This window comes from Agrococcus sp. TF02-05 (genome assembly GCF_017565345.1).
Lineage (GTDB): Bacteria > Actinomycetota > Actinomycetes > Actinomycetales > Microbacteriaceae > Agrococcus > Agrococcus pavilionensis.
The window spans coordinates 137004-160747 of record NZ_JAGEKO010000008.1; the positions used below are offsets into that span (position 1 = coordinate 137004).

General features: G+C 72.3%; 31 protein-coding genes and 3 tRNA genes. 4 read left to right on the forward strand and 30 right to left on the reverse strand.

The window, feature by feature from the left end; translation table 11 throughout:
- Nucleotides 1-108: 108 nt before the first annotated feature.
- Entirely contained in the window at nt 109-963 is an 855-nt protein-coding gene (locus JQT67_RS09650) for a tyrosine-type recombinase/integrase (RefSeq protein WP_208064475.1), read from the forward strand.
- A gap of 5 nt (nt 964-968) precedes the next feature.
- Nucleotides 969-1298 (forward strand): hypothetical protein, encoded by a 330-nt coding sequence (locus tag JQT67_RS09655; RefSeq protein ID WP_208064476.1) that lies wholly within the window; start codon nt 969-971, stop codon nt 1296-1298.
- A gap of 4 nt (nt 1299-1302) precedes the next feature.
- Here JQT67_RS09655 and JQT67_RS09660 read toward each other — a convergent pair whose 3' ends face one another.
- The 21 genes from JQT67_RS09660 to JQT67_RS09760 form a co-directional block, all read right to left on the reverse strand.
- Nucleotides 1303-1527 carry a hypothetical protein gene (locus JQT67_RS09660; RefSeq protein ID WP_208064477.1) on the reverse strand — a complete coding sequence of 75 codons (225 nt, stop codon included), beginning with the start codon at nt 1525-1527 and terminating at the stop codon, nt 1303-1305.
- The gene (locus tag JQT67_RS09665; protein WP_208064478.1) at nt 1524-1835 is read right to left on the reverse strand and encodes a hypothetical protein; all 312 of its coding nucleotides are present in this window, start codon (nt 1833-1835) and stop codon (nt 1524-1526) included. The genes JQT67_RS09660 and JQT67_RS09665 overlap by 4 nt, the downstream gene beginning before the upstream one ends.
- A 32-nt stretch (nt 1836-1867) precedes the next feature.
- Nucleotides 1868-2686, reverse strand: a complete 819-nt coding sequence (locus JQT67_RS09670) for a M23 family metallopeptidase (protein WP_208064479.1) — start codon at nt 2684-2686, stop codon at nt 1868-1870.
- The gene (locus tag JQT67_RS09675) at nt 2683-3207 is read right to left on the reverse strand and encodes a hypothetical protein (RefSeq protein WP_208064480.1); all 525 of its coding nucleotides are present in this window, start codon (nt 3205-3207) and stop codon (nt 2683-2685) included. The genes JQT67_RS09670 and JQT67_RS09675 overlap by 4 nt, the downstream gene beginning before the upstream one ends.
- Before the next feature lie 2 nt (nt 3208-3209).
- Nucleotides 3210-4331 (reverse strand): hypothetical protein, encoded by a 1122-nt coding sequence (locus tag JQT67_RS09680; RefSeq protein ID WP_208064481.1) that lies wholly within the window; start codon nt 4329-4331, stop codon nt 3210-3212.
- Nucleotides 4328-5320 (reverse strand): hypothetical protein, encoded by a 993-nt coding sequence (locus tag JQT67_RS09685; RefSeq protein WP_208064482.1) that lies wholly within the window; start codon nt 5318-5320, stop codon nt 4328-4330. Before JQT67_RS09685 ends, JQT67_RS09680 begins: the two co-directional genes overlap by 4 nt.
- Nucleotides 5321-5323: 3 nt before the next feature.
- Nucleotides 5324-6544 carry a hypothetical protein gene (locus JQT67_RS09690; RefSeq protein ID WP_208064483.1) on the reverse strand — a complete coding sequence of 407 codons (1221 nt, stop codon included), beginning with the start codon at nt 6542-6544 and terminating at the stop codon, nt 5324-5326.
- 3 nt (nt 6545-6547) lie between these two features.
- Entirely contained in the window at nt 6548-7054 is a 507-nt protein-coding gene (locus JQT67_RS09695) for a hypothetical protein (protein ID WP_208064484.1), read from the reverse strand.
- 5 nt (nt 7055-7059) lie between these two features.
- Complete coding sequence (locus tag JQT67_RS09700) at nt 7060-7509, reverse strand: hypothetical protein (protein WP_208064485.1); 450 nt, start codon at nt 7507-7509, stop codon at nt 7060-7062.
- A complete protein-coding gene (locus JQT67_RS09705) occupies nt 7502-7894 on the reverse strand; it encodes a hypothetical protein (RefSeq protein ID WP_208064486.1) in 393 nt (130 codons plus the stop codon). The genes JQT67_RS09700 and JQT67_RS09705 overlap by 8 nt, the downstream gene beginning before the upstream one ends.
- Complete coding sequence (locus JQT67_RS09710; RefSeq protein WP_208064487.1) at nt 7891-8505, reverse strand: hypothetical protein; 615 nt, start codon at nt 8503-8505, stop codon at nt 7891-7893. Before JQT67_RS09710 ends, JQT67_RS09705 begins: the two co-directional genes overlap by 4 nt.
- Nucleotides 8506-8545: 40 nt before the next feature.
- On the reverse strand, nt 8546-10156 hold the full coding sequence (locus JQT67_RS09715) for a hypothetical protein (protein ID WP_208064488.1): 1611 nt from the start codon (nt 10154-10156) through the stop codon (nt 8546-8548).
- A 3-nt stretch (nt 10157-10159) separates the two neighbouring features.
- A complete protein-coding gene (locus tag JQT67_RS09720; protein ID WP_208064489.1) occupies nt 10160-11242 on the reverse strand; it encodes a phage portal protein in 1083 nt (360 codons plus the stop codon).
- A gap of 51 nt (nt 11243-11293) precedes the next feature.
- On the reverse strand, nt 11294-11518 hold the full coding sequence (locus JQT67_RS09725) for a hypothetical protein (protein ID WP_208064490.1): 225 nt from the start codon (nt 11516-11518) through the stop codon (nt 11294-11296).
- Nucleotides 11515-13140, reverse strand: a complete 1626-nt coding sequence (locus JQT67_RS09730) for a hypothetical protein (protein ID WP_208064491.1) — start codon at nt 13138-13140, stop codon at nt 11515-11517. The genes JQT67_RS09725 and JQT67_RS09730 overlap by 4 nt, the downstream gene beginning before the upstream one ends.
- Before the next feature lie 61 nt (nt 13141-13201).
- Entirely contained in the window at nt 13202-13411 is a 210-nt protein-coding gene (locus JQT67_RS09735) for a hypothetical protein (RefSeq protein WP_208064492.1), read from the reverse strand.
- Entirely contained in the window at nt 13408-13893 is a 486-nt protein-coding gene (locus JQT67_RS09740; RefSeq protein ID WP_208064493.1) for a hypothetical protein, read from the reverse strand. The genes JQT67_RS09735 and JQT67_RS09740 overlap by 4 nt, the downstream gene beginning before the upstream one ends.
- Nucleotides 13890-14147: a hypothetical protein gene (locus tag JQT67_RS09745; protein ID WP_208064494.1), complete on the reverse strand. Its 258-nt coding sequence runs from the start codon at nt 14145-14147 to the stop codon at nt 13890-13892. Before JQT67_RS09745 ends, JQT67_RS09740 begins: the two co-directional genes overlap by 4 nt.
- Nucleotides 14144-14539: a hypothetical protein gene (locus tag JQT67_RS09750; protein ID WP_208064495.1), complete on the reverse strand. Its 396-nt coding sequence runs from the start codon at nt 14537-14539 to the stop codon at nt 14144-14146. Before JQT67_RS09750 ends, JQT67_RS09745 begins: the two co-directional genes overlap by 4 nt.
- The gene (locus tag JQT67_RS09755) at nt 14536-15093 is read right to left on the reverse strand and encodes a helix-turn-helix domain-containing protein (RefSeq protein WP_208064496.1); all 558 of its coding nucleotides are present in this window, start codon (nt 15091-15093) and stop codon (nt 14536-14538) included. Before JQT67_RS09755 ends, JQT67_RS09750 begins: the two co-directional genes overlap by 4 nt.
- Nucleotides 15090-15266 carry an AlpA family transcriptional regulator gene (locus tag JQT67_RS09760; protein ID WP_208064497.1) on the reverse strand — a complete coding sequence of 59 codons (177 nt, stop codon included), beginning with the start codon at nt 15264-15266 and terminating at the stop codon, nt 15090-15092. Before JQT67_RS09760 ends, JQT67_RS09755 begins: the two co-directional genes overlap by 4 nt.
- Nucleotides 15267-15386: 120 nt before the next feature.
- Between JQT67_RS09760 and JQT67_RS09765 the strand changes: the two genes are divergently transcribed.
- Nucleotides 15387-15716 carry a helix-turn-helix domain-containing protein gene (locus JQT67_RS09765; protein WP_208064498.1) on the forward strand — a complete coding sequence of 110 codons (330 nt, stop codon included), beginning with the start codon at nt 15387-15389 and terminating at the stop codon, nt 15714-15716.
- Here JQT67_RS09765 and JQT67_RS09770 read toward each other — a convergent pair.
- From JQT67_RS09770 to serS, 7 genes are all read right to left on the reverse strand, one after another.
- Nucleotides 15682-15754 (reverse strand) — tRNA-Arg (locus JQT67_RS09770). The two genes, JQT67_RS09765 and JQT67_RS09770, sit on opposite strands and share 35 nt — an antisense overlap.
- An 82-nt stretch (nt 15755-15836) precedes the next feature.
- The gene (locus tag JQT67_RS09775; RefSeq protein WP_026372698.1) at nt 15837-16040 is read right to left on the reverse strand and encodes a cold-shock protein; all 204 of its coding nucleotides are present in this window, start codon (nt 16038-16040) and stop codon (nt 15837-15839) included.
- Between the two features lie 178 nt (nt 16041-16218).
- A tRNA-Ser gene (locus tag JQT67_RS09780) sits at nt 16219-16307 on the reverse strand.
- A 91-nt stretch (nt 16308-16398) separates the two neighbouring features.
- Nucleotides 16399-17676 carry an LCP family protein gene (locus JQT67_RS09785; RefSeq protein WP_021010438.1) on the reverse strand — a complete coding sequence of 426 codons (1278 nt, stop codon included), beginning with the start codon at nt 17674-17676 and terminating at the stop codon, nt 16399-16401.
- A gap of 28 nt (nt 17677-17704) precedes the next feature.
- A tRNA-Ser gene (locus JQT67_RS09790) sits at nt 17705-17789 on the reverse strand.
- A gap of 70 nt (nt 17790-17859) precedes the next feature.
- Nucleotides 17860-18660, reverse strand: a complete 801-nt coding sequence (locus JQT67_RS09795; RefSeq protein ID WP_208064499.1) for an HAD family hydrolase — start codon at nt 18658-18660, stop codon at nt 17860-17862.
- Nucleotides 18660-19940 (reverse strand): serine--tRNA ligase, encoded by a 1281-nt coding sequence (gene serS / locus JQT67_RS09800; protein ID WP_208064500.1) that lies wholly within the window; start codon nt 19938-19940, stop codon nt 18660-18662. The genes JQT67_RS09795 and serS overlap by 1 nt, the downstream gene beginning before the upstream one ends.
- A 91-nt stretch (nt 19941-20031) precedes the next feature.
- On the opposite strand from serS, the gene JQT67_RS09805 reads away from it, so the two are divergent.
- Nucleotides 20032-21012, forward strand: coding sequence for a diacylglycerol kinase family protein (locus tag JQT67_RS09805; protein ID WP_208064501.1), 981 nt, complete (start codon nt 20032-20034; stop codon nt 21010-21012).
- Between the two features lie 240 nt (nt 21013-21252).
- On the opposite strand, the gene pheA is transcribed toward JQT67_RS09805, so the two are convergent.
- Nucleotides 21253-22191: a prephenate dehydratase gene (gene pheA, locus JQT67_RS09810; RefSeq protein WP_208064502.1), complete on the reverse strand. Its 939-nt coding sequence runs from the start codon at nt 22189-22191 to the stop codon at nt 21253-21255.
- Nucleotides 22192-22228: 37 nt separating this feature from the next.
- Nucleotides 22229-23611, reverse strand: a complete 1383-nt coding sequence (locus tag JQT67_RS09815; protein ID WP_307864293.1) for an aminotransferase class V-fold PLP-dependent enzyme — start codon at nt 23609-23611, stop codon at nt 22229-22231.
- Between the last annotated feature and the right edge of the window lie 133 nt (nt 23612-23744).

Sequence of the window (23744 nt, forward strand, 5' to 3'; positions counted from 1 at the left end):
GGACTCGAACCCCCAACCTACTGATCCGGAGTAAGACGCGCTCGGAGGGTGCTCGCACGTGCCGCATGGATGCTCCTGAGTCCCTGATCCCTCGACCTCCGGAGCGCCATGACGTCACGAGTCATCCACCCCGACTGGCCCGACACCATCGCCGCCTACCTGCACGCGCAGGCCGCCGCCGGTCGCCCGCCGTCCACCCGCGAGACGCGCCGGCAGCACCTCACGCACCTCGCCAGGCGCGTCGAGAGCGGCCCGTGGGCGCTCACGTCCGCGCAGCTGGCCGCCTACCTCGGCGCGCAGGGCTGGGCGCGCGAGACGCTCCGCGGGCGCCGGATCACGCTGCAGTCGTTCTACCGGTGGGCCATCGCGAGCGGCTGCACCGAGCACGACCCGACCGAGCCGCTCGAGCGGATCGCGCCCGGGCGGCCGAACCCGCGCCCGGTGCCGGACGACGTGTACCTCGAGGCGCTGTGGCGCGCCGACGACACCGAGCGGCTGTGGATCGACCTCGCCGCCGAGCACGGCCTGCGGCGAGCGGAGATCGCCGGCATCCACGCCCGCGACCTCGTGCCGACCCTGCTCGGCTACGACCTGCGCGTGCACGGCAAGGGCGGCAAGCCGCGCATCGTCCCGCTCACCTCCCCCATGGCCTCCGCGCTGCTTGCGCTCGCCGAGCACGGCGGGTGGCTGTGGCCGGGCGAGGAGATGGGGCACGTCTCGGCGCGCTGGCTCGGCAAGCGCGTGAACCGGCTGCTGCCGGGTGACTGGACCATCCACAAGCTGCGGCATCGCGCCGCGACGCGCTTCTGGGTGCACTCGGGCGGCGACCCGTACGTGGTCGCGGATCTGATGGGCTGGGCGAACCTCGCGATGGTGCGCACCTACGTCGCGCTGCCCTCGGATCGGCTGCGCAGCGTCGTCGAGCGCGCCAGCCGGGCAGGTGAGAGGCAGCGCGTAGGGTGAGCCGCATGAAGCGCCTCGCCCTCGTCGCCGCCGTCCTGCTGCTCACCGGCTGCGCCGCCGCCGAGCCCGCGCCCGACCCGCGCGCCGAGGTGCAGCGCGCGGTGCTCGAGGAGCTGATCCCGCCCGGGGTCGCGACGAGCGCGGCCGAGGGCGACGAGGCCGCGCTCGAGTTCGTCGACGGCATGCACGGGCTCGCCGAGCAGCTCACGACGTCCATCGTCGACGACGGCATGTGCGGGTCGGCAGCGTACGTGACCGGGCTCGGGGGCAGCCCTGAGCTCGAGGCCGCCCACGAGCGCGGCTGCGCGGTCGCCGCCGAGCACGGGATCGAGTAGCCGGCTAGTCGAGCGCGTGGCGGCCCTTCGGGACGTTGAAGCGCGCCAGCACGGTCGAGCCGAGCCCGATGAGTGCAGCGGCGAGGTTCAGCCACAGCTGCAGCTCGTCGTCGGTGAGGAAGCCCATCGCGACGAGGATGCCGCCGATCGCGAGGGCGGTGACGTACAGGTGGGCGCGGAGGTCGGGGCTCTCGACGATGCGCCCCTCTCCCGGTCGGTTCTCGGTCATGGTGTTGCTCCGATCTGGTTGGCGAAGGTGAGGATGGCGGTGCCGATCGACGCGAGGCCGACGACGATGGAGACGATGAGCGCCGCGTTCGCGCGCGTCTGGTCGCCGGCCTGCGCGAGGCGGGTGGCGTGCTGCGAGGTGATGTTCTCGACCACGGCCAGGCGTGCCGCGTGCGCGGCGAGCGCCTTGTCGTGCTCGGTGTGGACGGCGCGCGACTCGTCGATGTCGGCTTCGACGGCGCGGATGCGCTCGTCGTGGGCGGCGAGGGTGCCGGCGAGCATGCCCTTGATCTCCGCCACGTCGCGCATCAGCTGCATCTGGTCGGCTGACGAGAGCTCCATCAGGTCAGCAACCGCCGGGCGTGCTCGTCCACGATGCGGCGGGTGAGGTCGTCGACGTCGATCTCGCCGAGCTCGGCCGGCTCGATCGCGTGCACGGCCGCGAGGGTCGCGACCACGTGCGACTTCACGACGTCGGCGAACGTCCAGCCGTTGCGGTCCCGCTCGGCGTAGAGGGCGTGCACGGCCGCGAGCTGGTCGCGCATGCCCGGCAGCGCCTCGAGCGCGCGCTGCACGGTGGTGAGCACCTCGGAGTGGGCGGCGGTGCGGTTGTTGATGTCGACGACCGCGTTGCGCACGAGTTCCTGGTCGTAGTCGCTGAGAGCCATGAGCAGGCCTTCCGGTTCGGGATTCGGGACGTGGAGGGCGGCCTTGTCGCGCGAGGGCGCGAGCGAGGCCTTGGAGCCGGTGGGATCGGGCGCGTCGCGCAGCAGCGGCCACGGGTCGATCTCCTGGTTGATACCGGGGTAGTGCAGCTCGAGGTGCGCGTGCACGCCGTCCGCGTTGCCGGTCATGCCGACGCGGCCGAGCAGGCTGCGGCCGGCGGTGACCTGCGCGCCGACCTTCACGCTCATCGAGTCGAGGTGCCCGACCCACCAGCGCCGCCCGGACGGGGCGAGCACCATCACGTTCCGGCCCGCGGTCTTCGAGACGCCGGCGATCACCACGCGGCCCGACTCGGGCGCCCAGAACTCCTCGTTGGCGCCCTTCGCGATCGGGGTGAGGTCGATGCCGCCGTGCGTGGGCCGCTTGGCGGTGCGGAACATCGCCGCCGGGTACATAAAGACCCGGTCGCGGCGCATCGGGAAGACGATGCTCATACCAGCAGCGCCTCCGCGAAGACGATGGTGAGGTCGGCGTTCACGGTCGTCGGCGCCCACGAGAGCTGCACGTCGCCGTTGGTCTTGATGACGCCGCGGGTGATGTCCGACTGCAGGTTGAACATGTAGAGGATCGGGGTGTCCTCGATCGGGCGGAAACCGCTCGGGAGGGTGCCGAGGACGGTCCAGTTCGGCGGCACGGCCTTGGCGTTGACGGTGCCGATCAGGTGCAGCCGGTCCCCCGCGCGCCGATAGCGCAGCGGCGTCGAGGCGACGCCGGCGATCGAGTCGGTGTTCGCGACCTCGAAGTAGGTGCTGTTGAGCGGCAGGTTCGCCCACGGGGTCGCGGCGTTGAAGCCGCCCAGCCACAGCTCGAGCTGGTCGAGGCGGGAGCGGGTCTGCTGCGACTCGGTCGCCGCCGCCTGCTGGCCGAGGTTGAGGACGTCGTGCATCGGCTGGCGCGGGTCGTCGCTGCCGTAGATGTACTGCCCGGAGTCGGGGTCGATGTAGCCGGCGGGCATGGTCACTCCTCGGTGATGATGGTGAAGGTCACGGTGGGCTCCTCGTCGATGGCGAAGTGGATGGCCTGCGCCGTCGCGCCGCGGTCGGTGAGGAGGTCGACGAGGGTGGACTCGTCCAGCGGCGTCATGACGGTGGCGAGGTTCTTCCAGCGCGCGAGCCGGTTGACGTAGAGCCGTGCGAGGCCGGTCTGCGGCTGCCCGGAGTACTCGAACGTGCGGGGCCGGGTCGCGTCACGCCAGTCGGTGATGCCGGGCGCGAGCGCGACCTCGGCGTGGGTGCGCTCCTCGCCGCTGACGCGATCGGTCCACGTCCACACGATGCGCACGGCGTCGGCGTAGCGGTTGAAGTCCTGCTCCCCCGCGCCGCCGAGCTCTTCCACCCAGTCGAGCCAGTCGGTGGAGACCTCGCCGACGGCGCCCTCGGCCCAGCCGCGCAGCAGCATGGTGTTGGTGGTCGCGTCGTAGCGGTAGGACATCTCGGCGGCGACGCGCAGCTGGTTCCACCACTCCCAGGCGGTCTCGCCCGGCTCCCAGGGGCGCATCGCGGCGGCGGGGATGAGCGCGGAGTGCGCGGTGACGCCCAGCGGCAGGCGCACGTAGCGGGACAGTTCGAGCAGCACGTCGGAGAGCCGGTGGCGGGCGGGCGCGACGGTCGGGGCGGGTAGCCACGGCTCGCCGAGGTTCTCGATCTCGGTCAGCAGTCCCTCGATCGTGAGCAGCTCGACGGTGAGGGTGCGGGCGCGGCGGTCGCGGCGCACCCGGCCGGGCCAGCAGTGCCAGGCGGCGCGCTTGTGGGTGATGCGGTTGCCGTCGGGGTCGAGCATGTTGCCGGGGTACTCGACGAGCGTCTCGAGCGGCCAGGCGGCGTCGCCGAGCTTCGTGCCGGCCATCGCGCCGGTGCCGAGCGTGCCCGGCGGGCTGGTGTGCCACAGGTCGCACACGATCCGCAGCGGCTCGCGCGAATTCTCGGCGATCGCGGCCGTGGCTGGATCGTCCAGCGCGAGGATCGCCTCGCCCGCGCCCTGCGGCGACCAGGACCGGTCGAAGCCCCACGAGGAGCCGAGCATGAGCGGCGCGCGGCCGGCGGGCGTGTGGAGGCTCCACTCCTTGCGCAGCACGCTCATGTCGGCACCACCGTGCGGTGGAAGTCGAACTCGACGGTCCACGCGCCGTCGGAGCGCGCCTCGCGGGTCCGACGGATCGCGCCTGCGGGCACGAGCTGCAGTGGCGTGCCGAGCCCGCCGTGCGAGTCGCGCATCTGCAGGGTGTGCGGGGCGCCGGATGAGAGCGAGCGGTAGGCGGCCTCGGCGCGGTCGCCGGGCCGTCCCTTGCCGGTCTCGCGCACGAAGTGCATGGTGAGGGTTCCGCGCGCGTCGCGGCCGGGTCGGACGGTGACGTAGGGTGCGCGGGCGGGGTCGGCGGTGACCTGCACGACGGTGCCGGCGGCGGCGGCCTCCTCGTAGCCGGGCACGAGGTCGATCCAGTCGACCGCGGTGCCTGCGCGCAGCAGCTGCGCTTCGGGCGTGTAGATCCCGTCCGGCCCGAGCGAAGCGGAGGCGTGCGGGGCGCCGTCCCACACCCAGCCGGGGCTGTCGCCGTCGAAGTAGGCGGGCGCCTCGGGCAGCTGCGCGACGATCACCGCGTCGAGGTCGAGAGTCGCGTCGGCGGGCACGGTGAGCGGGAAACCCGTCGAGGCGACGAGCTGCGCGACCAGCCGCATCGACGCGGAGCCCGCCGGGGCGGTGACGGTCGCCACCTCGCGGTTCATGGGGCCGACCTGCAGCGGTGTGCCGCCGTGCGCGTACAGGTAGGCGCCGATGAGCGAGCCGCCGGCGTCGCGGAACTCGAAGCGGGTGCGCACGTAGGCGCCGACCTGGTTGCTGCGCGCGCGGTAGGCGACTGTGACGGGACCGGCCGACAGCGGCATGCTGTCGAAGGCGATGCCGAAGTTCGACTGCGAGGCGGTGGCGCGGGCGCGCAGCAGGCAGTTGCCCTGCGGCGCGTCTGCGGGGATCGCGATGCGGGTGAGCGTGCCGCTGCCGGTCCACAGCGAGTAGCCCGCTGCGTTGAGCTCGATCGACGGGTTGGGAGCGATGTTGCGGATGATCGGCATGGCTCAGCCCTCGTCGATGACGTTGATGCCGCGGCGGGTGGCAATGTTCACGTACGCGGTGCGGTTGAGGTTGCGGTTGAGGTAGTTGCGCAGCGGGTCGTCGAGCACGCGCACGTGCACGTTCGCCGTGGCGTCGGGGATGCCGTAGAGGCGGCGCTCGATCGCGTCGACGTTGGCGGTCGCGCGGCCGGTCTCGGCGTCGACGTAGACGGTGGTGCCGTCGGGGAGCGTGTAGACGGAGTCGCCGAACTCGTCGACCTCGCGGGTGGCGCCCTCGGTGGTCTCGGCGAGGTTGCGGAGGTAGTCGGACATGATGCCGGCGCGCTCGGCGCCCGCGTCCATCTCGCCGGTGATGCCGTTGAGCGCCCGCTGCGCCTCGGCGGCCTCGCTGGTCATGTTCGCGAGGTTCGTGCCGACGTCGTCGTAGGGCACGCCCTCCATCGCCGCCGCCTCCGCCTCGGCCGCCGCGGTGACGTTGCGCTGCGCCTCCTCGAGCGCCCAGTGCTGCCCCGTCATCGCGGCCACGGCCGTCTGCACCGAGACGCCCCACAGCTCGGCGTTGCGAGTGGCGGTCTTGTACTGCTCGCCGTCGGTGAGGATCGCGTTGGCGGCGGCGACGTACTGCTGCGAGTCGAGCACGCGCGAGCCCGCCTCGATGTAGGCCGAGGCCCACTCGTCGATGCGCGCCTCGGACTCCTCCTGTGCGGCCGCGATGTCGTCGAAGCCCGCCATGGCGAGGCCGATGCCCGCGGCGGCGGCGAGGCCGGCGACGGCGCCCGCGGGGCCGAACCCGGCGAAGGCGTTGGCTGCGACCTCCTGGAAGGCGTCGCCGATCGACTCCGCCGAGCCGTCGAACGATGCGGCGGCCTCGCGGGCGGTGGAGTTCGCCTCGTCCTTGAAGTCGTCGACGCCCGCCTTCGCGCGGTCCATCCCGTCTTCGTAGTCGCGGCCTGCGCGGCGGCCGGCGTCGCCGAAGTCGCGCGACTTCTTGGCCGCGTCGTCGATGCGGTCCTTGAGGGTGCGCATCTCGTCGGAGAGCTGGTCGGTGTCGCGCTGCGAGTCGCGCATCGCGTCCTCGAGCTTGCGGCCGGCGTCGTCGCCGGAGTCGCCGACCTCGTCGAGCACCTTGGCGACGTCCTCGAGCGGGTCGAGCATGCCCGTCTTGACGTTGCGCTGGAAGTCGCGCGTCTCGGAGGCGATCGCGATGCTGATGCCCTTGGCCATGGTCTACCTCCTCTCGAATGCTTCGTAGATGCCGCGCGTGATGGTCTGCACCCACAGGGACGCGATGCGCGGGATGATCTCGGCCGCCGCCGGGTAGACGGTCCAGCCCTCCCTGTTCGGCGGCGGGAACGCGCGCCCGATGGTGCGGGTCACCTTGTGGGTGCCGCCCTTCTTCGAGCGGCGCGTGTAGGTCTTGCGGATGAGGGGCGAGCCGAACTCGACCGGCCCGAAGTGCTCGGAGGGCTTGAGGCCGCCCGAGAGCGACCGGCCGATGTGGGCCGAGCGCAGCATCACGTTCTGGTCGGAGACCTGCGCTCGGGCGGTGGAGGCGAGCACGCGCTGCGCGAGCCGGGTGTCGGCCCGCTCGGCGACGGCGCGCCGCCACTCCGGATCGACCATCGCCTTCGTCTCGCGGCGGATGTGCCGCTTGACGTCCCGGTCGAGCACCCGCAGGGCGCTCAGGGCCGCGCGGAGCTCCGGGGAGCGCCAGACGCTGATCCTGAGCGCCACGGCGGCTACGCGCCCTCGATGACCGCGGGCGTCGGGTCGGGCAGCAGCTCGGGCTTCGCGCACTGCAGCGTCACCGACGAGGTCGCGACCTCGCGCGTGGTGCCGCCGATGCCCGGGGCGTTGATCGTGACGACGGTGCGGAAGCCGACGCCGCCGGCGTGCGGCCAGAACTCGACCGTCGCCTGCTCGCCGTCGTTCTCCCAGAGCTTCCGCCACAGGCTCGTAGCGGTCTCGTAATCGTCGGCGAACTCGAACGTGATCTGCCAGCCGCCGGCCTCGGAGTAGACCGCCGACGGCTTCATGCCGTAGAAGGTCGAGCCGGACCCCTGCGACTCGGCGCGGATCGAGCGGCACGAGCCCGCGTAGTCGTCGCCGCCGGTGCTGGCGCCGTCGAAGCGGATGATGAACTTCGCGTTCTTCAGGTAGTTGAGCCGCGCGGGTGCGATCTCAGGCATGGTCTGCCTCCTCGGGGATGGTCGTGGTGATCTCGGTCGTGATGTCGTACGCGAGGTAGCGGTCGTCGGGGCCGGTGGTGACCTTCTCGGCCAGCGACCAGTTGAGCCAGCCGATCGAGTCGAGCGCCGCGAGCACCTCGACCACGTCGTCGTCGAGGTCGTCCTCGGCGGCCTGCGGGTTGCTCTTCGGGCTCGCCATGGTCAGCACCATCTCGACTTTCAGCTGACCGGTGCCGGCCTCCTCGGCCGGGCGGATGCGCAGCTGCTTGATCTGCAGCACCGGGGTCGTGATGGTCTCGAGCGCGAGCCCATTGGGGCGCAGCTTGTACTCGGCGGGGATGACCGGGCGGAGCCGGTCGCGGAGTTCGTTGCGGAGCGTGCTCATGCGTGCGACGGCACCCCCTGGATCGGACGCAGCAGCTGCTTGATCTGCCAGTCGAGCGGGAACACGGTCATGCCGAAGCCCTCGAGCCCAGGCTCGCCGCTCGCCGGGTTCGCCAGGCCGGCGTTGTGACGGTTGCGGGCCTGCATGAGCTGCGCGGCCTTGTAGCGCTCCGGCACCGGCGCGTCGAGCGGCAGCGCGGGGGCGTAGGCGAGCACGTCCACCTTCGCCGTTTCGAGCAGCCGGTGCAGCTCGAGGTCGCTCATGTCGACGGCGTCGGCCCAGCCGGAGGCGCGCGCGGTGTCGAGGGTGTGCCAGCCGGTCGTCTCCTCCTGCACGACGATCGGGATCGGCGCGAGGCGGCGGCGGCCACCGGCGGCGTTCGTGACGGTGACGTGCACGTGCCAGACGCCGGGCACGTCGAATTCGACGCCCGCGAGCGACAGGTCGATCGAGTCGTGATCGATCGCGGCCGTGACGCCGCCGACGCTCGTGCCGTCGGGGCGCACCGCGTGCCCGGTCGCGGCGTCGTACTTCTCGAGGTCGAGCAGGGGCGTGACCTCGAGCGTCTCGGCCGGCTGATCGCCGGCGTAGTAGCTCTGCTGCATGCTCACGCCCCTGCCCTCCTCTCTGTGGTGTCGTGCCGGTCGCGGGCTACGCCGCGGCGGTGGTGACGAGCTGCAGCGCCTCGGGCCGGCGGGCACGGACGCCCACGTAGCCGAAGAGCGCCTCGTCGACGCCGCCGCGGGCGATGTCGAGCGCGTTCACGCGGATGGGCGAGCCCGGCAGGGTGAGCACCTGCGCGGCGCGCCGGGCGCCGACGAGCACGGAGCCCGCGGCGAGCGTCTCGTCGGGCACGATCGCGAAGTTGTCGAGCGTGCCTCCCGTGAGGCCGAGCGACGTCTGCAGGTACTCCAGGCCCGAGTCCTTGCCGGCGAAGAGCATCTCGTCGTAGAGGTCGTCGGCGACGAACGCGACGGTCGGGAGCGTCTTGCCCTGGCGGATCACGGCGAGCGCGCCGCGCACGAGCTTCCAGTGCGCCTCGCCGATGTCGGCGGGGCGGTCGGCCGCGGGCAGCGCGAGCGGCGTCGCCATGGCGAGCAGCTCGTCGCCGACGTAGCGCTCGGAGTTCTCGCGGTACGACTCGCCCATGAGCTGCAGGATGAACGCGACGTCCTCGACCTTGTTGAAGTCGTAGTGCTCGCGGGCGATGTCGAGGCCACCGGCGAAGCGCTGCGCGCTCTTCTCGGTGGTCGTGATCGCGGCCTTGCGCGACGGGATCTCCGTCTTGTTGCCGCTCCACTTGTCGACCAGCGGCCGCTGCGTGACGGTGCGCTGCTTGAAGGTGAGCTCGGTGAGCGCGCCGGAGTCGAAGTACTGCGAGTACGTGAGCCCGCTGGCGAGGTCACCCTCCCAGATGTCGGTCAGGTACTGCGGCACCCGGTTCGTGGCGCTGGCGATGTCGCCCGCGTTGTCGTAGGTCTGGTCGGCGAGCGCGAAGAGGCCGATGCGCTCGGCCTGCTCGACGACCTGCTGCAGGGGCCGGTCGTTGCCGGTGCGGCGCGCCTGCACGATCGCGTTGGCGAGTGCGAAGAGGCCCACGGCGGGCTCCTGCACGGTGGTGGCGGGCTGCGCAGCTGCGAAGCCCTCGGCGGTGGCAGTGGCCACGTCGTCCTCCTCGGGGTCTGCCGGCGCGGCCGGCTCGGTGTCCTCCGGCGCGGGCGCGTCGGGGGTGGTCTCGGTGACGGCCTGCTCGGGCTCGTCGGGCTGCTCCTCGGCCGGCTCGTCGCTCTCGACCGTGTCGGGTGCGGAGTCATCGGTGTCGGCGGCTGCGAAGAGCGCGGCCGAGGGGAATGCGGGCTGGGCGACGAGCGCTGCGCCGAAGAGCTTGGCGCTGAGCGCCTTGCCGCCCTTGATGCGCAGGCCGGTGACCTCAGCGGAGAGGTGCTTGCGGGTGCCGGCCTCGATGTCGGCGAGCGCGGCGTCGCCCTCGGGGCCGTCGGCGATGCGGAAGGTGCCGACGAGGCCCTGCGGGGTCTCGGCGATCGCGACGGCGCGGCCGATGGGCTGGTCGCGCTGGTGCTCGAGGTTGAAGCCGACGATGCCGGGCACGTCCTGCGGGACGGTGACGGTGCCGGCGTCGAAGGTGAAGCGGCCGACGCTCGAGCGGCACTCCTCGCCGAACGGCAGCACGAGGCCGACGGCGGTGCGCTCGTCGCGGTTGAAGCCGACGACTCCGGCGTCGATGATGACGGGATCGGTCATGGTTCAGTCCTCCACGGTGGGGCCGGTCGAGGTGGCGGCCGGGTGCGGGGTCGGGTTGAAGTCGAAGCGCACGCGCTGGCCGTGGGGCACGATGTCGTCCTGCGAGAGGCGGTCCTCGAGCGGCGCGGTCCAGTAGGAGAGGCGCTGCGTGAACTCCTGCCGGGTGCCCTCCTGCGTCTCGTAGTTGAGCGACGCCTTGGGCAGCGCCGCGCCGAGCATGGCGGGGTTGAGGTTCGTGAAGTTCGCGATGTCGAGCTTGATCGCGTTGCGGCCCTCGACGAGCAGCTTCGGCTCGCTGGAGGGGGCGAAGGTGGCGGTGATGCGCTTGGGCAGGCCCATGACCGCGCCGTCGTCCTTGCGGCGCTGCGCGGCGACGGCGGAGACCCACTGCTGCATCTCGTCGGGCGTCATGCCGTTGTCCTCGGTCTCCTGCAGGAGCAGGCCGGGCAGCGGTGTGCGGGCCTGGATGCGCCAGGCGCGCTCGATGTCGAGGGCTCCGCGGATCGTGTCGGAGGCGACGGCGAGCAGGCCCTCGAACGGGCCGGGGAGGTAGACGACCTCGAGCGCGTCGGCCTTGCGCCACCGCTCCGGCGAGCGGGACTCGAGCAGCTCGATCTCGAAGGCGTCGTTGAGGCGCCACAGGTCGCGGGCGACGTACTGGGCGTCGAGCGGGAAGCCGTCCGCGCCGCGCGTGGTCGCCCACAGCGCGTCGCCGTAGAAGAGCCAGTCGTCGAGCGTGCGGGCCATGCGCGACCAGGGGCCGGCGATCGAGTTCGTGCGCGCGAGCCACTGTGGCTGCGGCTCGACCATCTCCTCGCCGCGCAGCGCGCGCAGCGGCACGTGCGCGAGTTCGCCGAGGATGATCGAGCGGGCCGCGACGACGGCGGGAACGGTCATCGCCTGCGCCCGCGTGACCGGGCCGGTGGTGCCCCAGATGTCCTCGTAGACGAAGGGCTGCAGCGCCACGTCCTGCGGCGCCCACGGGGAGGCGATGCCGCTCACCGCACGGGTCGTCGTCTCGAGCACGCCGAGCGAGGCCGCCGCGTACGCGGTGCCGCCGCCGAGGAGACGCTCGAGCCATGCCATGTCGACGATGTTCCGGAGGATCGCCGACAGTAGCCGCGGGCGTGTACAGCGTCAGCGTGTCGCGCGAGCGAGCGCGCGCGCTCGGGCTTCGCCGGCGGCGGCCGGTGCGATGTCGTGCACCTGCTCGAGGTGCCGCTCACCGGAGGCGCGGGCGGCGTCCTCGGAGAAGTGCAGCGACTGCCAGGCGGGGCCGCAGGCGGCGCAGCTCGTGACGACGCTCTCGCCGTCGTTGTAGCCGCGCCAGGCGCGGTCGTGCTTGATGCGGGGAGTGCTCATGCGACGGCGATCACAATCTGCTCGGTGTCGGCCTCGGTGCCGGTGGAGCGGGCGTAGTGCTGGTCGAAGTTGCGCAGCGCGCGCGTGGCGGCCACGAGCGGGGTGATGTCGGCGCCCGCGGTGGCGGCGTTCCACAGCCAGACGCCGCGGTCGCCGCGCGTCTCGCGCTTGGATGCCTGCTCGATCGCGTTCTGCAGCGGCTGCTGACCGGTGTGCCGGAGCATGCCGCGCTCGATGTCGCGCAGGAACTGCACGCATCCGGCGGCCGTCTCACGGTAGAGCTGCACGCGCAGTCGCGGGCGCGGCCGCAGCCGCTCCGCCTCCGTCGCGGTCGCCAGGCCGTCGCCGATCGGGTCGTAGGCGCAGGTCGTCTGGTACTTGAGCGTAAGGCGCTGCAGCTCGGCGGGCAGCCACTTCGTGCCGAGGCGGTGCTCGACGACCTCGACGTAGGCGTGCCCGTCGCGGTCGCGCCAGGCGGCGGCGATCGCGGCGACGGAGCCGCCGGGCTTCACGTCGAAGCCGAGCGCGAGGCGGGCGGGGCGGGCGGGGAACGCGGGCAGCTTGCCGGCGTCCCACAGGTCGGGGTCGATCACGACCTCGCCGATGGTCTCGGGCCACATCGAGAGGTACTCGCGCGCCCACTGCGGCCGGCTCATCTCGCGCCAGCGCTCGCGCATCTTGTCGAGCGTGGTGAGGGTGCCGACGCCGGGGTGGTTGTCGAGCACGAGCTGCATCGCGCTCTCCTCGTCGTCGATGAGATCCCAGGGCGTGTCGGGGTCGGCGGCCCAGTCGAGGCCGCCCATGGCGTCGGAGCCGTTGCGCAGCTGCTGCAGGAACGTCCACATGGGGCCGATGCGCGCCTCGCCCGCGGTGCCGGAGACGACGACCATCGAGTCGGGGCGCGTGTCCTGCAGCGGCAGGATGCCCGCGAGCAGCTCGTCGCCCTCGAGCGGGTCGATCTCCTGCGCCTCGTCGATCCACGAGACGTCGGCCGCCTCGCCGCGGTAGGCGTTCGCGTCGGGCTTGAGCACGAGCAGCTGCGAGCCGTTGTCGAAGTAGATGCCCTTGCCGACCTCGCCGCGCATGATCTTGAAGCCGCGCCCGGACGTGGGACGCTCGGGCTCGATCTCCTCGAGCAGCTCGTCGCCGAAGAGCGCGACGTGCCGGCGCACGGCGGCGGGCTGGTACTGCTGGCCGCGCAGCCACGGCGGCAGGTGCAGGTCGTCGGGCGGGTTGATGCGGTCGAGCGTCGAGGCCCACTCGCGCAGGCGCCGCGAGCCCGCGACGCCGTTCTGCGCGCTGAACGTGGCCATGTAGCCGGGGCGCGCGGCCAGGCGGCCGAGCAGCCACAGGAAGATGCTCGTCGTCTTGGACGCGCGGCGGGCGACCTCGATCGAGACCTTCTCGTAGCCGGCGTTGAGCGCGTCAGCGATGAGCAGCTGCTGCGGCTGCAGCGCTCGACGCGGCGGCTTCATCGCCGCGAGGCCGCGCATCGCCTCCTCGTCGTCGAGGTCGACGAGCTCGAAGCCCATGAGCCGCGCTCCCCCCAGGAACTCGAGGCGCAGCTCGGCCGTGTCGTCGAGGCGTCCGGCCCACCTCGGCGCGATCGCGCGCGATCGCACCTTCTCCCATAGATCGAGAGAGAATTCCGTGCTGCCTCCGGGCGGGGGTAGTGGCGACATCTCAAAAAGCCTTCGCTTCGGCCTCGGCGACGCGCGCCGCGGAGTCGGCGAGCATGATCCAGGCGTGCGCGAGCGCATCCTTCTCGTCGGCGTCCGCCCTCTCCTCGGCCTCGATCAGCAGACGGTTCGCGCGCTCGAGCGCGAGCTGACCGAGCACGAGCGCGGGGCTCTTCGGGTCGGTCATGTGCCCGGCATCGAACAGCGCCATCACAGCACCTCGGCTCGGTCGGCGACGACGAGGCCGGCGCAGCCCCATGCGTGCATCGCCCTCACCAGCGCCGGAGCCCCCGCGAGGCTCGGCTCGTGGCGGCGCGCTGCGAGTTCGTCCGCCGCGCGCCGAGCGCTCCCCCGGCTGACTGGTTGCAGGCTCGCTCGCACCATGGGCACCACGTGTGCGAGGGGCCGCAGTTCGCGATCGTGGTCTGCCCGCCCTGCGAGGCTGGCACTCGGTGCCCGACCTGCCAGCGCATCGCGGTCGTGACCGGGTGCGGGCAGTCGACGCAGCGCTGCGGGAGCATCGCGTAGATCTGCTCGCGCACCTTCGGCGCCTTCGTGGTGTGCTTCGCGGTGCGGTGATGCCGACTCACGGCGGCTCCTCTCGATGCTGGATGCGATGCCGACGCCGACCATCCCGGCGACGAACGCGGCGCACGGGATCACGATCCACAGCGCGAGCCACTGGTCGAACGTCATGCCCACGGGTCGGCCACCTCTGCGTCGCCGGGCTCGTCGTCGGCGAGCAGCTCGTCGTCGGTGGGCTCGGTGGGTGCGAGGCCGAGGTCGCGCTCGAGGTCGACGAGGCGGGCGCTGACCGAGCCGAGGCGCTCGAGCACGCTGTTGAGCTCGGACTCGAGGCGGCCTCGGGCGGCGTCGAGCTGCGTCTGCTCGGTGATCGCCTCGACGCGGTACTGCTCGAGGATGGTGCGGGTGGTGGCGGTGATGGTCATCGGGTCTCCTGTCGGGTGCCGGCAGCGGCGTGTACCTGCTGCGCGAGGTGGTGGATGCGGGCCGCGGTGCTGCGGAGGATGGGCGCCTGCACGCCGGAGGTCGCGGCGGCGCGGTGGATGCGCACGGCTCGCTCCTCGAGGGCCTCGGCGAGCATGAGCGCGTCGCGAGGCGTGAGCGTGACGTCGACCGTCGAGGGGCTGCGGCGCACCTTCGGCTCGACGCGGCGCTGCACGGCGGCGGCGCGCTTCGTGCGGGTCGCGTAGTAGGCGTCCCGGTCGGCGACGTAGAGCGCGCGCCCGTCGCGGCAGCGCTGGCACCTGCAGCCGTGGGTCGTGTAGCAGGTGGTCGAGTCGTCGTGCCGGTGGCTCTTCGGGCAGGTCTTGACGCTCATGCTGCTCGACGCTCCTGGCCGCAGTCGGCGCACCATCCGTAGGTGCGGTTCCACCGGTGCGGCTGCCCGGTCGTGTCGCACAGCGCCTCGCGCGCGATTGCTTGAGTAGGCGAAGGAATATCTTGTGAAGGGTTAGTGGATGGTTCGGGCGTCGCTGGCGACACCCCCCCCACGTCGCTGGCGACACCCCCTGTCGCTGGCGACACCCCCTCGATCGGCAGCGGCTCCTGTCCGTTGCGCATGCGGTGGTTGCGCGATCCGTCGCACCCCACCGGGCATGTCAGCAGGAAGTGGTAGAGGTTCGGCCGCATGTGCGAGGCCGTCTGCCGGTCGCCGCCGGCGTTGATCTCGCGCTTGATCTCGCGCAGCTCCTCGAGCCGGGCGAGCGCCTTCTGCACGTTGCGCGGCGAGATGTGCGCGTAGCGGGCCAGGCGCGCGACCGAGGGCCAGGCTCCGCCGTCGCCGTCGTGGTTCGCGATGCCGAGCAGCACGAGCTTCGCCGCGCCCTCGGCCTTGGAGTGGTTGAGCGCGATCGCCATGGCCTCGACGCTCATGCTGCGCGCCGCTCTGCGAGGGCCTCCACGTCGGCGCGGTGGTAGAGCACGGCACCGGTCGTGCCGGGCAGCTGCATCGCGGGCTCGAGGGGCAGGCGGGCCAGGTGGCGGCGGCTGACGCCGAGGATCGCGGCGGCTTCGGCGCGGCCGATGAGATCGGGAGTATCGGGCATATGCACAGCCTACGCCCATGTCTAGACATATGCCTAGAACTACGCGTTGCCGCGTGTCCTGAGGGCACGCTGAGACTGGGCGAGTGGCGGCTGTGGGCGCTATGTCCTATCTTGGACGACATGACAGACACCTTCGTTCCGTCGCTCGCCCCGATCACCGGTGGCGGCAGCATCCCCACGTGGTCGGTCGCCGACCGCCTGCGCAAGGCCCGGGAGTACGCGGGACTCGAGCAGACCGAGCTCGCGCGCTTCACGGCGCTGAGCCGCGCCACGATCTCGGCGGCCGAGAACGGCCGCACGCACCTGCGCTCGTCCAGCCTGCGGCTGTGGGCGATCTCCACCGGCGTCTCGCTCGAGTGGCTGGAGACGGGAGAAGCCCCGCCGGCGACTGCCGACGGGGCTCCTGAGACTGCTGCGCGCCCGGAGGGACTCGAACCCCCAACCTTCTGATCCGTAGTCAGATGCTCTATCCGTTGAGCTACGGGCGCTTGGCCGAACGGCCAGGGATCAGACTACCTGATCCCCGGCCGTCAGCGCGAATCGAGCCGCGTCAGGAGGACGCGACCAGGCTCACAGGGGGCGGATGTTCGCAGCCTGCGGGCCCTTGTTGCCCTCGACGATCTCGAACTCGACTGCCTGAGCCTCCTCGAGGGTCTTGAAGCCGCTGGACTGGATCTGGCTGTAGTGAGCGAACAGATCCTTGCCGCCGTCATCCGGAGCGATGAAGCCGAAGCCCTTGCCGGAGTCGAACCACTTGACGGTGCCGGTTGCCATATTTCCTTCAATCATGCTGTGCGGCCGGAGCCGCATTCAAAAGCGCCGAGCAAGATCTGCCCTGCGCCGCTCTCAGCGTAGCGTCGATGGCCGTCGCCGCGCTGAGAACTTTTCCGCCGGCTCGCGCCGGAGGACGAGCGAGGCCCCGCATTCCAGAAGGAAGCGGGGCCTCAGTCCGTGGAGACGGAGGGATTTGAACCCTCGGTCCCCTATTGGGGACTCCACCTTAGCAGGGTGGTGCACTAGGCCGGACTATGCGACGTCTCCGTGGCCCGCGGTGGGCAGGCCGACGGCAAGTCTAGCAAAGCGGGGGATGGTCTCGATACGCGGGCTGCGCGCGCTGCTCGACCGACGGCGGTCAGCCGCCGAAGGGCACGACGCACGACTCCTGCGACGCATCCTGACCGATGACGCCGTCGAGCTCGTCCGTCGGGGTCGGCGTCGGCGTCGTCCCCGGAGCCGCGCTCTCGGTCGGCTCGGGCGTCGCGGTCGGCTCCGGGGTCGCGGTTGCGGTGGGCCCGGTCGTCGGCGCGGGCGTCTCGTCGGTCGATCCCACACCGAGCGAGTCCTCGCCGAGCTCGATCGGCAGGTCGAGCCGGATGCGCCGCATGAGCTCCTCGGCGCGCTCCTCGTCGGGCACGACGCGCGCCCCCTGGTAGACGTTCGGGTAGAGCACGAACTGCATCGTCTCGAGCGGGATGTCGGCGAGCACGCGCGCCATCGACACCATCGTGCCGATGTCACCCAGGCCCGACGAGAGCGTCATGTTCTCGATCGCGACCTGCGAGATGGCGTAGAGCCGCGTGAAGTCGGTGAGCACCGCGTCCGACTGCAGCGTGCGCACGAGCGACGAGAGGAACACCTGCTGCGACGAGATGCGCGCGAGGTCGGAGCCGTCGCCGACGCCGTGCCGGGAGCGGAGGAACTGCAGCGCCCGCTCCCCCTCGAGCTCGTGCACGCCGGCCTCCTCGATCTGGAGGCCCGTCCACGGATCGTCGATCGGGCCGGCGAAGCAGACCGGCACGCCGCCGACCGCGGTCGACATGTTGATGACGCCCTGGAAGGTGATCATCGCCGCGTACGGCACGTCCATGCCCGTGAGGCTCTCGACGACGGTCGCGACGCACGCGAGGCCGCCGCGGCCGAGCGCCTGGTTGAACTGCACGTTCCGCGCGGCGGGCACCGTCTCGCCCGTCTCCGGGTCCTCGCACGCCGGGAAGTCGACGAGCAGGTCGCGCGGGAAGGAGACCACCCGCGCGCGGCTGTGGTCCTCGTTGACGTGCAGGAGCATCGTGACGTCGTTGAGCTTGCCGCCGTCGTAGGCCGACTCGCCGAACTCCTCGCCCTGCCCCTCGCGCTGGTCGGAGCCGACCATGAGGATCGTGAACCCGCCCTCGTAGGGCGCGAACCCGGCCTGCGCGGGCGGCACGTCGGCCGCGAGGTCGACGGTCGTGATGCCTGTCGTGACCCGCAGCACCGAGATGCCGACGACGCCGACGACCGCGGTGAGCACGACGGCCATGCCGAGCGCGATCCAGCGGAAGACGTGCGCCACCCCGGAGTGGCGGCGCAGCCGCCCGTGGCGCGGCGTCATCGACGAGGTGTCGACGACGGTCGTCGCGCGCTCGGCTGCCATGGGGCGCCCTCCAGGTCTCGGTCTCGTGCGGAGGGCGTGGGATTCGAACCCACGAGGCATCGCTGCCCACCGGTTTTCAAGACCGGCTCCATCGGCCGCTCGGACAGCCCTCCAGGCGCCTCGCGCGGGCTGGGAGCGCGGCGGGGGCCTCGGGTGATTGTACGGCGCGAGGGGATGCGTCGACTACGAGCGGACGAGCAGCCCCTCGAGCACCTCGGCGAGGCCGTCGTCGTGCACGTCGGAGGTCGACTCGTTCGCGGCAGCCCTGACCTCGTCGGGCGCCTGCCCCATCGCGACCGCGCGGCCGCCGCCCGCGGCCACCCACTCGAACATCTCGATGTCGTTGCGCCCGTCGCCGACGGCGACGATGCGCTCGCGCGGGATCTCGAGCAGGCTCGCGACCCGCTCGAGACCCGTCGCCTTCGTCACCCCGTCGGGCGCGATGTCGAGCCACGACGAGTAGCCGATCGCGTAGGAGACCTTGTGGAGGCCCATCCGCTCGACGATCTCGAGGAACTCGTCGACCTCGTGGTCGGGGCTCATCACCACGACGCGCATCGCGGGCTGCTGGAAGAGGTCGTCGAACTCGACCTGCTCGGCCTCGTCGAGGTTCCAGTCGTGCATGCCGTTCGTGTAGCGACGGTGGCCGGTCGCGTCCTCGACCATGTAGGCGCCGCTCGGCAGCCCCTGCGAGATGGTTCGGAGCGCCTCCTCGGGGTCGAAGGTCTCGACGTGCAGCGGCTCGTAGCGGCCGTCCTTGCGCTCGAGCACGAGCGCGCCGTTCGCCGAGACGAGGTGGCTCGGCTCGATGCCGAGCCGCTCGGCGGTCGACTCGGTCGTCGACTGCGAGCGGCCGGTGGCGAGCACCACGACGTGACCGGCGTCGACGACCGCGCGGATCGCATCCGCCACTCGGGGCGAGAGCGAGTCGTCCTCGTGCACGACGGTGCCGTCGATGTCGAGCGCGATGAGCAGCGGCTCCATCAGGCACCCACCGCCGCGGTCTCGACCGGCTCGATGACCGAGAGTCCGCCGAGGTAGGGCTGCAGCGCCGCGGGCACGCGCACCGAGCCGTCGGCCTGCTGGTGCGTCTCGAGGATCGCGACGAGCCAGCGGGTCGTGGCGGCGGTGCCGTTCAGCGTCGCGACCGGGGCGGTCTTGCCGCTCTCGGTGCGGTAGCGCGTGCCGAGCCGACGCGACTGGAAGGTCGTGCAGTTCGAGGTCGAGGTGAGCTCGCGGTACTGCTGCTGGCTCGGGATCCACGCCTCGATGTCGAACTTCCGCGCGGCGGAGGAGCCGAGGTCGCCCGCGGCGACGTCGATCACCCGGTAGTCCAGCTCGCACGCCTGCAGCATGCGCTCCTGCAGGGCGCGCATCCGGTCGTGCTCCGCCTCGGCCTCGTCGGGGCTGACGTACGAGAACATCTCGAGCTTGTTGAACTGGTGCACGCGCAGGATGCCGCGGGTGTCGCGGCCCGCGGAGCCCGCCTCGCGGCGGTAGCACGTCGACCAGCCGGCGTAGCGCTTGGGCTCGTCGACGTCGATGATCTCGTCGGCGTGGAAGCCCGCGAGCGCGACCTCGGAGGTGCCGGTGAGGTAGAGGTCGTCGGCCGGCAGGTGGTAGACCTCGTCGGCGTGCTCGCCGAGGAAGCCCGTGCCGCGCATGATCTCGGGGCGCACGAGCGTGGGCGTCGTGAGCGGCGTGAAGCCGTCGGCGAGCACCTGGTCGAGGCCGAGCAGCATGAGCGCGAGCTCGAGCCGCATGCCGATGCCGGTGAGGTAGTAGAAGCGGGAGCCGGCGACCTTCGCGCCGCGGGCGATGTCGAATGCCTTCAGGCTCTCCCCGAGCTCGACGTGGTCGCGCGGCTCGAAGTCGAACGAGCGCTCCTCGCCGTGGGTCGCGAGGGTGACGAAGTTCGCCTCCTCGCCGGCGGGCACGTCGGGGTGCACGAGGTTGCCGAGCCGCGAGACGGCGGTGTCGAAGGCGGCCTCAGCCTCGGTGACCCGCGCCTGCGCCTCCTTCACGCCCGCGGCGAGCGCCTTGCCCTGCTCGATGAGCGCTGGGCGGTCCTCCTTGGCGGCCTGGCCGACGAGCTTGCCGTGCGCGTTCTGCTCGGCGCGCAGCCGCTCGAACTCGGTGATGGCGGCGCGGCGGGCGGCCTCGGCGGTCAGCGCCTCGTCGACGTGCGAGACGGGGTCGCCGCGGCGCTCCTGGCTATCGCGCACGAGGTCGGGCTGGTCGCGCAGCAGCTGGGGATCGATCACCCCTCCAGTCTAGGAGCCGCAGGTGAACGGACCGTCGGAGGCGACGACGGGCCTCGGCGACCGCCCCGGATGCACGGGGTACTGTGCCGACATGCGCGCAGGCATCGTCTACAACCCGGTGAAGGTCGATCGCGACACCCTCGCCCGGCAGGTCGAGACCGCCGAGCCGATCGAGTGGTCGGAGCCGCTCTGGTTCGAGACGGATGCGGACGACTCCGGCCGCGCGGCCGTCAGGGCGGCGCTCGCCGAGGACATCGACCTGCTCATCGTCGCCGGCGGCGACGGCACGGTGCGGGTCGCGGCCGACGAGATCACGAGCACCGACGTGCCGCTCGCGATCGTGCCCGCAGGCACGGGCAACCTGCTGGCCCGGAACCTCGGCATCGACGTGACCGACGTGGTCGAGGCCCTCCGGACCGCGTTCGGCGGCGCTGAGCGCGAGATCGACCTCGGCGAGCTCGAGATCCAGGCGCCCGACGGCACGCGCTCGAAGCACGCCTTCGCGGTCATGGTCGGCTTCGGCCTCGACGCCGAGATGATCGACAAGACCGACGAGGGACTCAAGAAGAAGGTCGGCTGGCTCGCCTACGTGGATGCGGCCGGTCGCGTCATCTCGTCGCTCGACAAGGTGCGGGTGGCGGTGCGGCTCGACGGCGGCCGCACGACCCGCTCGACGGTCAACACGATGCTCATCGGCAACTGCGGCACGGTGACGAACGGCATCATCATCCTCCCCGACGCCGCGATCGACGACGGCATGCTCGACATCGCGCTCGTGCGCCCGCGCGGCGTGCGCGGTTGGGCGCAGGTCGCCGGCTACATCGCCCGCAACAACCTCATCGTCACGAAGCTGCTGCGCCGCCGCGGCCACCTCGGGCGGCAGCGCACCGGCGCGGCGCTCGGCTACGGGCAGGCGAAGGAGACGCAGGCGCGGCTCGACGAGCCGCGCGCGGTGCAGGTCGACGGCGACGTCGTGGGCGAGGCGATCGCGCTGCGCGCGGGCATCCGCGAGGACGCCCTGCGCGTGCGGGTGCCGGCCGAGCACGCGCGCGACGAGGGCCCAGCGGTCTGACGCCCCATCCGTTCGTCGAGCAGCCCGGCCCCTTCCTCTCCGTTGGTCGAGCAGCCCGGCCGCAGGCCGGGCGTATCGAGACCGGGTCGACCGCGGCGACCGGCGTGGTCTCGATGCGCGCCCTTCGAGCGCACTCGACCAGCGGGTTGAGGGCGGCGGCTGCTCGACCAGCGGGTTGAGGGCGGCGCTCCTCGACCATCGGAGGGGCGGGCGCTCCTCGAAGCGCGGGAGAGGCGGAGGTCAGGCGTCGGGCTCGCCCGCCACCAGGCCGCGCAGCCAGTCGCGCGCCTCGACGAACGAGCGGTCGGTGTAGCGGCGCTCGACGTGGATCCGCTGCCCGTCGGCCCGCGGGTACGAGCCCAGGAACGCCACCGACGGGGAGAAGCGCTTGAGGCCGAGCAGAGCATCCGCCACCCGCTCGTCGCGGATGTGCCCGTCGGCGTCGATGACGAAGCGGTAGCGGCCGAGCCGGTCGCCGATCGGCCGCGACTGGATGAGCGAGAGGTTCACGCCGCGGGTCGCGAACTGCTCGAGCATGTCGAGCAGCATGCCCGGCTCCTCGCTCGGCAGCTCGACGACGAGGCTCGTCTTGTCGGCGCCGGTCGGCTCCCCCGGAGCGCCCGCGCGACCGACGAACAGGAAGCGCGTCACCGCATCCGGGTTGTCGCCGATCCGGTCGGCGAGCACCTCGAGCCCCTCGACCCAGTCCCGGATCGTGGGCGTCGAGAGCGCCGCCTGCGAGCCGCTCACGCCGAGGTCGGCGGCGGCCGAGACGTTCGACGCGGCCGGCAGGTGCGCGCGGCCGGGCAGCTCGCGCTGCAGCCAGCCGGAGCACTGCGCCCATGCGACGGGGTGCGCCGCGACGACGCGGATGTCGTCGAGGTGCGTGCCGGGCAGCGCGACGAGCGAGAAGTTCACGCTCACGACGTGCTCCGAGAGGATGCGCAGCCCTGGCGTGGCGGCGAGCGCGTCCTGCGCTGCGGTGACGCCGCCCTCGATGGAGTTCTCGATCGCGATCATGGCCGCGTCGGAGCGGCCTTCCGCGACGGCCGCGAGCGCCTCGGCGACGTTCGCGACCGGCACGCGCTCGGTCTGCTCGAGGCCGGGCACCTGGTCGAGCGCCGCCTCGGTGAACGTGCCGCGGGGTCCGAGGAACGTGACGGCGCGAGGGTGGTTCATGGCTCAAGCCTAGGTCGGGCCCGCATGCGCGCCGCGCTCACGCGGCGGCGAGCGACCGGATCGCGGCGAGCGTCCGCTCGATGTCGGCGGGCGTCGTCGCCCACGACGACATCGCGCAGCGGAGCGCCGCGCGGCCCCGCCACTGGGCGCCGGTGACGACCGCGGTGCCCTCGGCGAGGATCGCGGCGCCGAGCGCCGTCGTCTGCTCGTCGGAGGGCATCCGGAACATCACCTGGGTGTAGCCGACCTCGTGCAGCAGCTCGATGCCGCCGATCTGCGCGAGGCCCTCGGCCATCGCGACCGCGTTGTCGTGAAGGCGCTCGATGAGCTCGGCGACGCCCGCGCGGCCGAGGCTGCGCAGCGCCGCCCACGCGGGCACGCCGCGGGCGCGGCGCGAGAGCTCGGGCGTGACGTCCCACGGGTCGAGGCCGGTGTAGACGAGGTAGTCGCCGCCCGTGCGGAGCGCCGCGATCGAGTCGGCCGGGTCGCGCACGATCGCCATGCCGCAGTCGTACGGCACGTTGAGGGTCTTGTGCGCATCCGTCGCCCACGAGTCGGCGGCCTGCATCCCGGCGGTCAGGTGCGCCAGCCGCGGGCTCGTCGCCGCCCACAGCCCGAAGGCGCCGTCGACGTGCACCCACGCGCCGCGGTCGTGCGCGATCGGGATGAGCGCGGCGAAGTCGTCGAAGGCGCCGGTGTGCACCTCGCCCGCTTGCAGGCAGACGATGAGCGGCTCCTCGCTCTCGCCGAGCGCCGGCTCGAGCTGGTCGGGCAGCATGCGGCCCTCGTCGTCGGCGGCCACGACGACGATGTCGGCGCGGCCGAGCCCCAAGAAGCGCACCGCGCGGTCGATCGAGCCGTGCCGGTCGGCGCCCACGACGACGCGCACGCGCGGTGCGCCGCGGAGGCCCTGCTCGCCGAGGTCCCAGCCCGCGCGGGTGAGCACGGCGCTGCGCGCGGCCATGAGGCACGCGAGGTTCGCGACCTGGCCGCCGGTGACGAAGCCGACGCTCGCGCCCTCGGGAAGCCCGAAGAGGTCGAGCATCCACTCCCCCGCGACGCGCTCGAGCGCGACGGTCGTGGGCGTGAGCATCGCCGAGCCGGAGTTCTGGTCCCATGCCGCGACGAGCCAGTCGGCCGCGAGCGCCGCGGGGAGCGTGCCGCCGATCACGAAGCCGAAGAAGCGGGGGCCGGGGATCGCGACGAGGCCCGGGCCGGCGCCCGTCGCGAGCTGCTCGACCACCGCCGCCGGGTCGCGCCCGTCGTCCGGCAGCGGCCCGCCGAACACCTCGAGCATCTCGCCGAGGCTCGCGCGCGGCCACACCGGTCGGTCGTCGAGCGAGGTGAGCCAGTCGAGCGCGGCGGCGTGGGCGGCCTCGAGCGCCCGCTCACGGTCGTCCGCGCCATCGCGTGCGTCCACGGGCGCCAGTGTGGCACCGGTGTCGGGCATCGACAACGGACGAATTCCGCGGGGTCGGCCGCTCACCGGCTGGGCCGACAGGGATATGCGCAAGTGCTCGAAAGCGCGGCACATTCGAGCCACTCGGCATATA

Excerpts from the sequence above, each read along its gene's own strand:
- JQT67_RS09650 (WP_208064475.1), top strand. The coding sequence starts at position 109 with ATGACGTCACGAGTCATCCACCCCGACTGGCCCGACACCATCGCCGCC.
- JQT67_RS09655 (WP_208064476.1), top strand. The coding sequence starts at position 969 with ATGAAGCGCCTCGCCCTCGTCGCCGCCGTCCTGCTGCTCACCGGCTGC.
- JQT67_RS09660 (WP_208064477.1), bottom strand. The coding sequence starts at position 1,527 with ATGACCGAGAACCGACCGGGAGAGGGGCGCATCGTCGAGAGCCCCGAC.
- JQT67_RS09665 (WP_208064478.1), bottom strand. The coding sequence starts at position 1,835 with ATGCGCGACGTGGCGGAGATCAAGGGCATGCTCGCCGGCACCCTCGCC.
- JQT67_RS09670 (WP_208064479.1), bottom strand. The coding sequence starts at position 2,686 with ATGAGCATCGTCTTCCCGATGCGCCGCGACCGGGTCTTTATGTACCCG.
- JQT67_RS09675 (WP_208064480.1), bottom strand. The coding sequence starts at position 3,207 with ATGCCCGCCGGCTACATCGACCCCGACTCCGGGCAGTACATCTACGGC.
- JQT67_RS09680 (WP_208064481.1), bottom strand. The coding sequence starts at position 4,331 with ATGAGCGTGCTGCGCAAGGAGTGGAGCCTCCACACGCCCGCCGGCCGC.
- JQT67_RS09685 (WP_208064482.1), bottom strand. The coding sequence starts at position 5,320 with ATGCCGATCATCCGCAACATCGCTCCCAACCCGTCGATCGAGCTCAAC.
- JQT67_RS09690 (WP_208064483.1), bottom strand. The coding sequence starts at position 6,544 with ATGGCCAAGGGCATCAGCATCGCGATCGCCTCCGAGACGCGCGACTTC.
- JQT67_RS09700 (WP_208064485.1), bottom strand. The coding sequence starts at position 7,509 with ATGCCTGAGATCGCACCCGCGCGGCTCAACTACCTGAAGAACGCGAAG.
- JQT67_RS09705 (WP_208064486.1), bottom strand. The coding sequence starts at position 7,894 with ATGAGCACGCTCCGCAACGAACTCCGCGACCGGCTCCGCCCGGTCATC.
- JQT67_RS09715 (WP_208064488.1), bottom strand. The coding sequence starts at position 10,156 with ATGACCGATCCCGTCATCATCGACGCCGGAGTCGTCGGCTTCAACCGC.
- JQT67_RS09720 (WP_208064489.1), bottom strand. The coding sequence starts at position 11,242 with ATGGCATGGCTCGAGCGTCTCCTCGGCGGCGGCACCGCGTACGCGGCG.
- JQT67_RS09725 (WP_208064490.1), bottom strand. The coding sequence starts at position 11,518 with ATGAGCACTCCCCGCATCAAGCACGACCGCGCCTGGCGCGGCTACAAC.
- JQT67_RS09740 (WP_208064493.1), bottom strand. The coding sequence starts at position 13,893 with ATGACGTTCGACCAGTGGCTCGCGCTGTGGATCGTGATCCCGTGCGCC.
- JQT67_RS09745 (WP_208064494.1), bottom strand. The coding sequence starts at position 14,147 with ATGACCATCACCGCCACCACCCGCACCATCCTCGAGCAGTACCGCGTC.
- JQT67_RS09750 (WP_208064495.1), bottom strand. The coding sequence starts at position 14,539 with ATGAGCGTCAAGACCTGCCCGAAGAGCCACCGGCACGACGACTCGACC.
- JQT67_RS09755 (WP_208064496.1), bottom strand. The coding sequence starts at position 15,093 with ATGAGCGTCGAGGCCATGGCGATCGCGCTCAACCACTCCAAGGCCGAG.
- JQT67_RS09760 (WP_208064497.1), bottom strand. The coding sequence starts at position 15,266 with ATGCCCGATACTCCCGATCTCATCGGCCGCGCCGAAGCCGCCGCGATC.
- JQT67_RS09765 (WP_208064498.1), top strand. The coding sequence starts at position 15,387 with ATGACAGACACCTTCGTTCCGTCGCTCGCCCCGATCACCGGTGGCGGC.
- JQT67_RS09775 (WP_026372698.1), bottom strand. The coding sequence starts at position 16,040 with ATGGCAACCGGCACCGTCAAGTGGTTCGACTCCGGCAAGGGCTTCGGC.
- JQT67_RS09785 (WP_021010438.1), bottom strand. The coding sequence starts at position 17,676 with ATGGCAGCCGAGCGCGCGACGACCGTCGTCGACACCTCGTCGATGACG.
- JQT67_RS09795 (WP_208064499.1), bottom strand. The coding sequence starts at position 18,660 with ATGGAGCCGCTGCTCATCGCGCTCGACATCGACGGCACCGTCGTGCAC.
- JQT67_RS09805 (WP_208064501.1), top strand. The coding sequence starts at position 20,032 with ATGCGCGCAGGCATCGTCTACAACCCGGTGAAGGTCGATCGCGACACC.
- pheA (WP_208064502.1), bottom strand. The coding sequence starts at position 22,191 with ATGAACCACCCTCGCGCCGTCACGTTCCTCGGACCCCGCGGCACGTTC.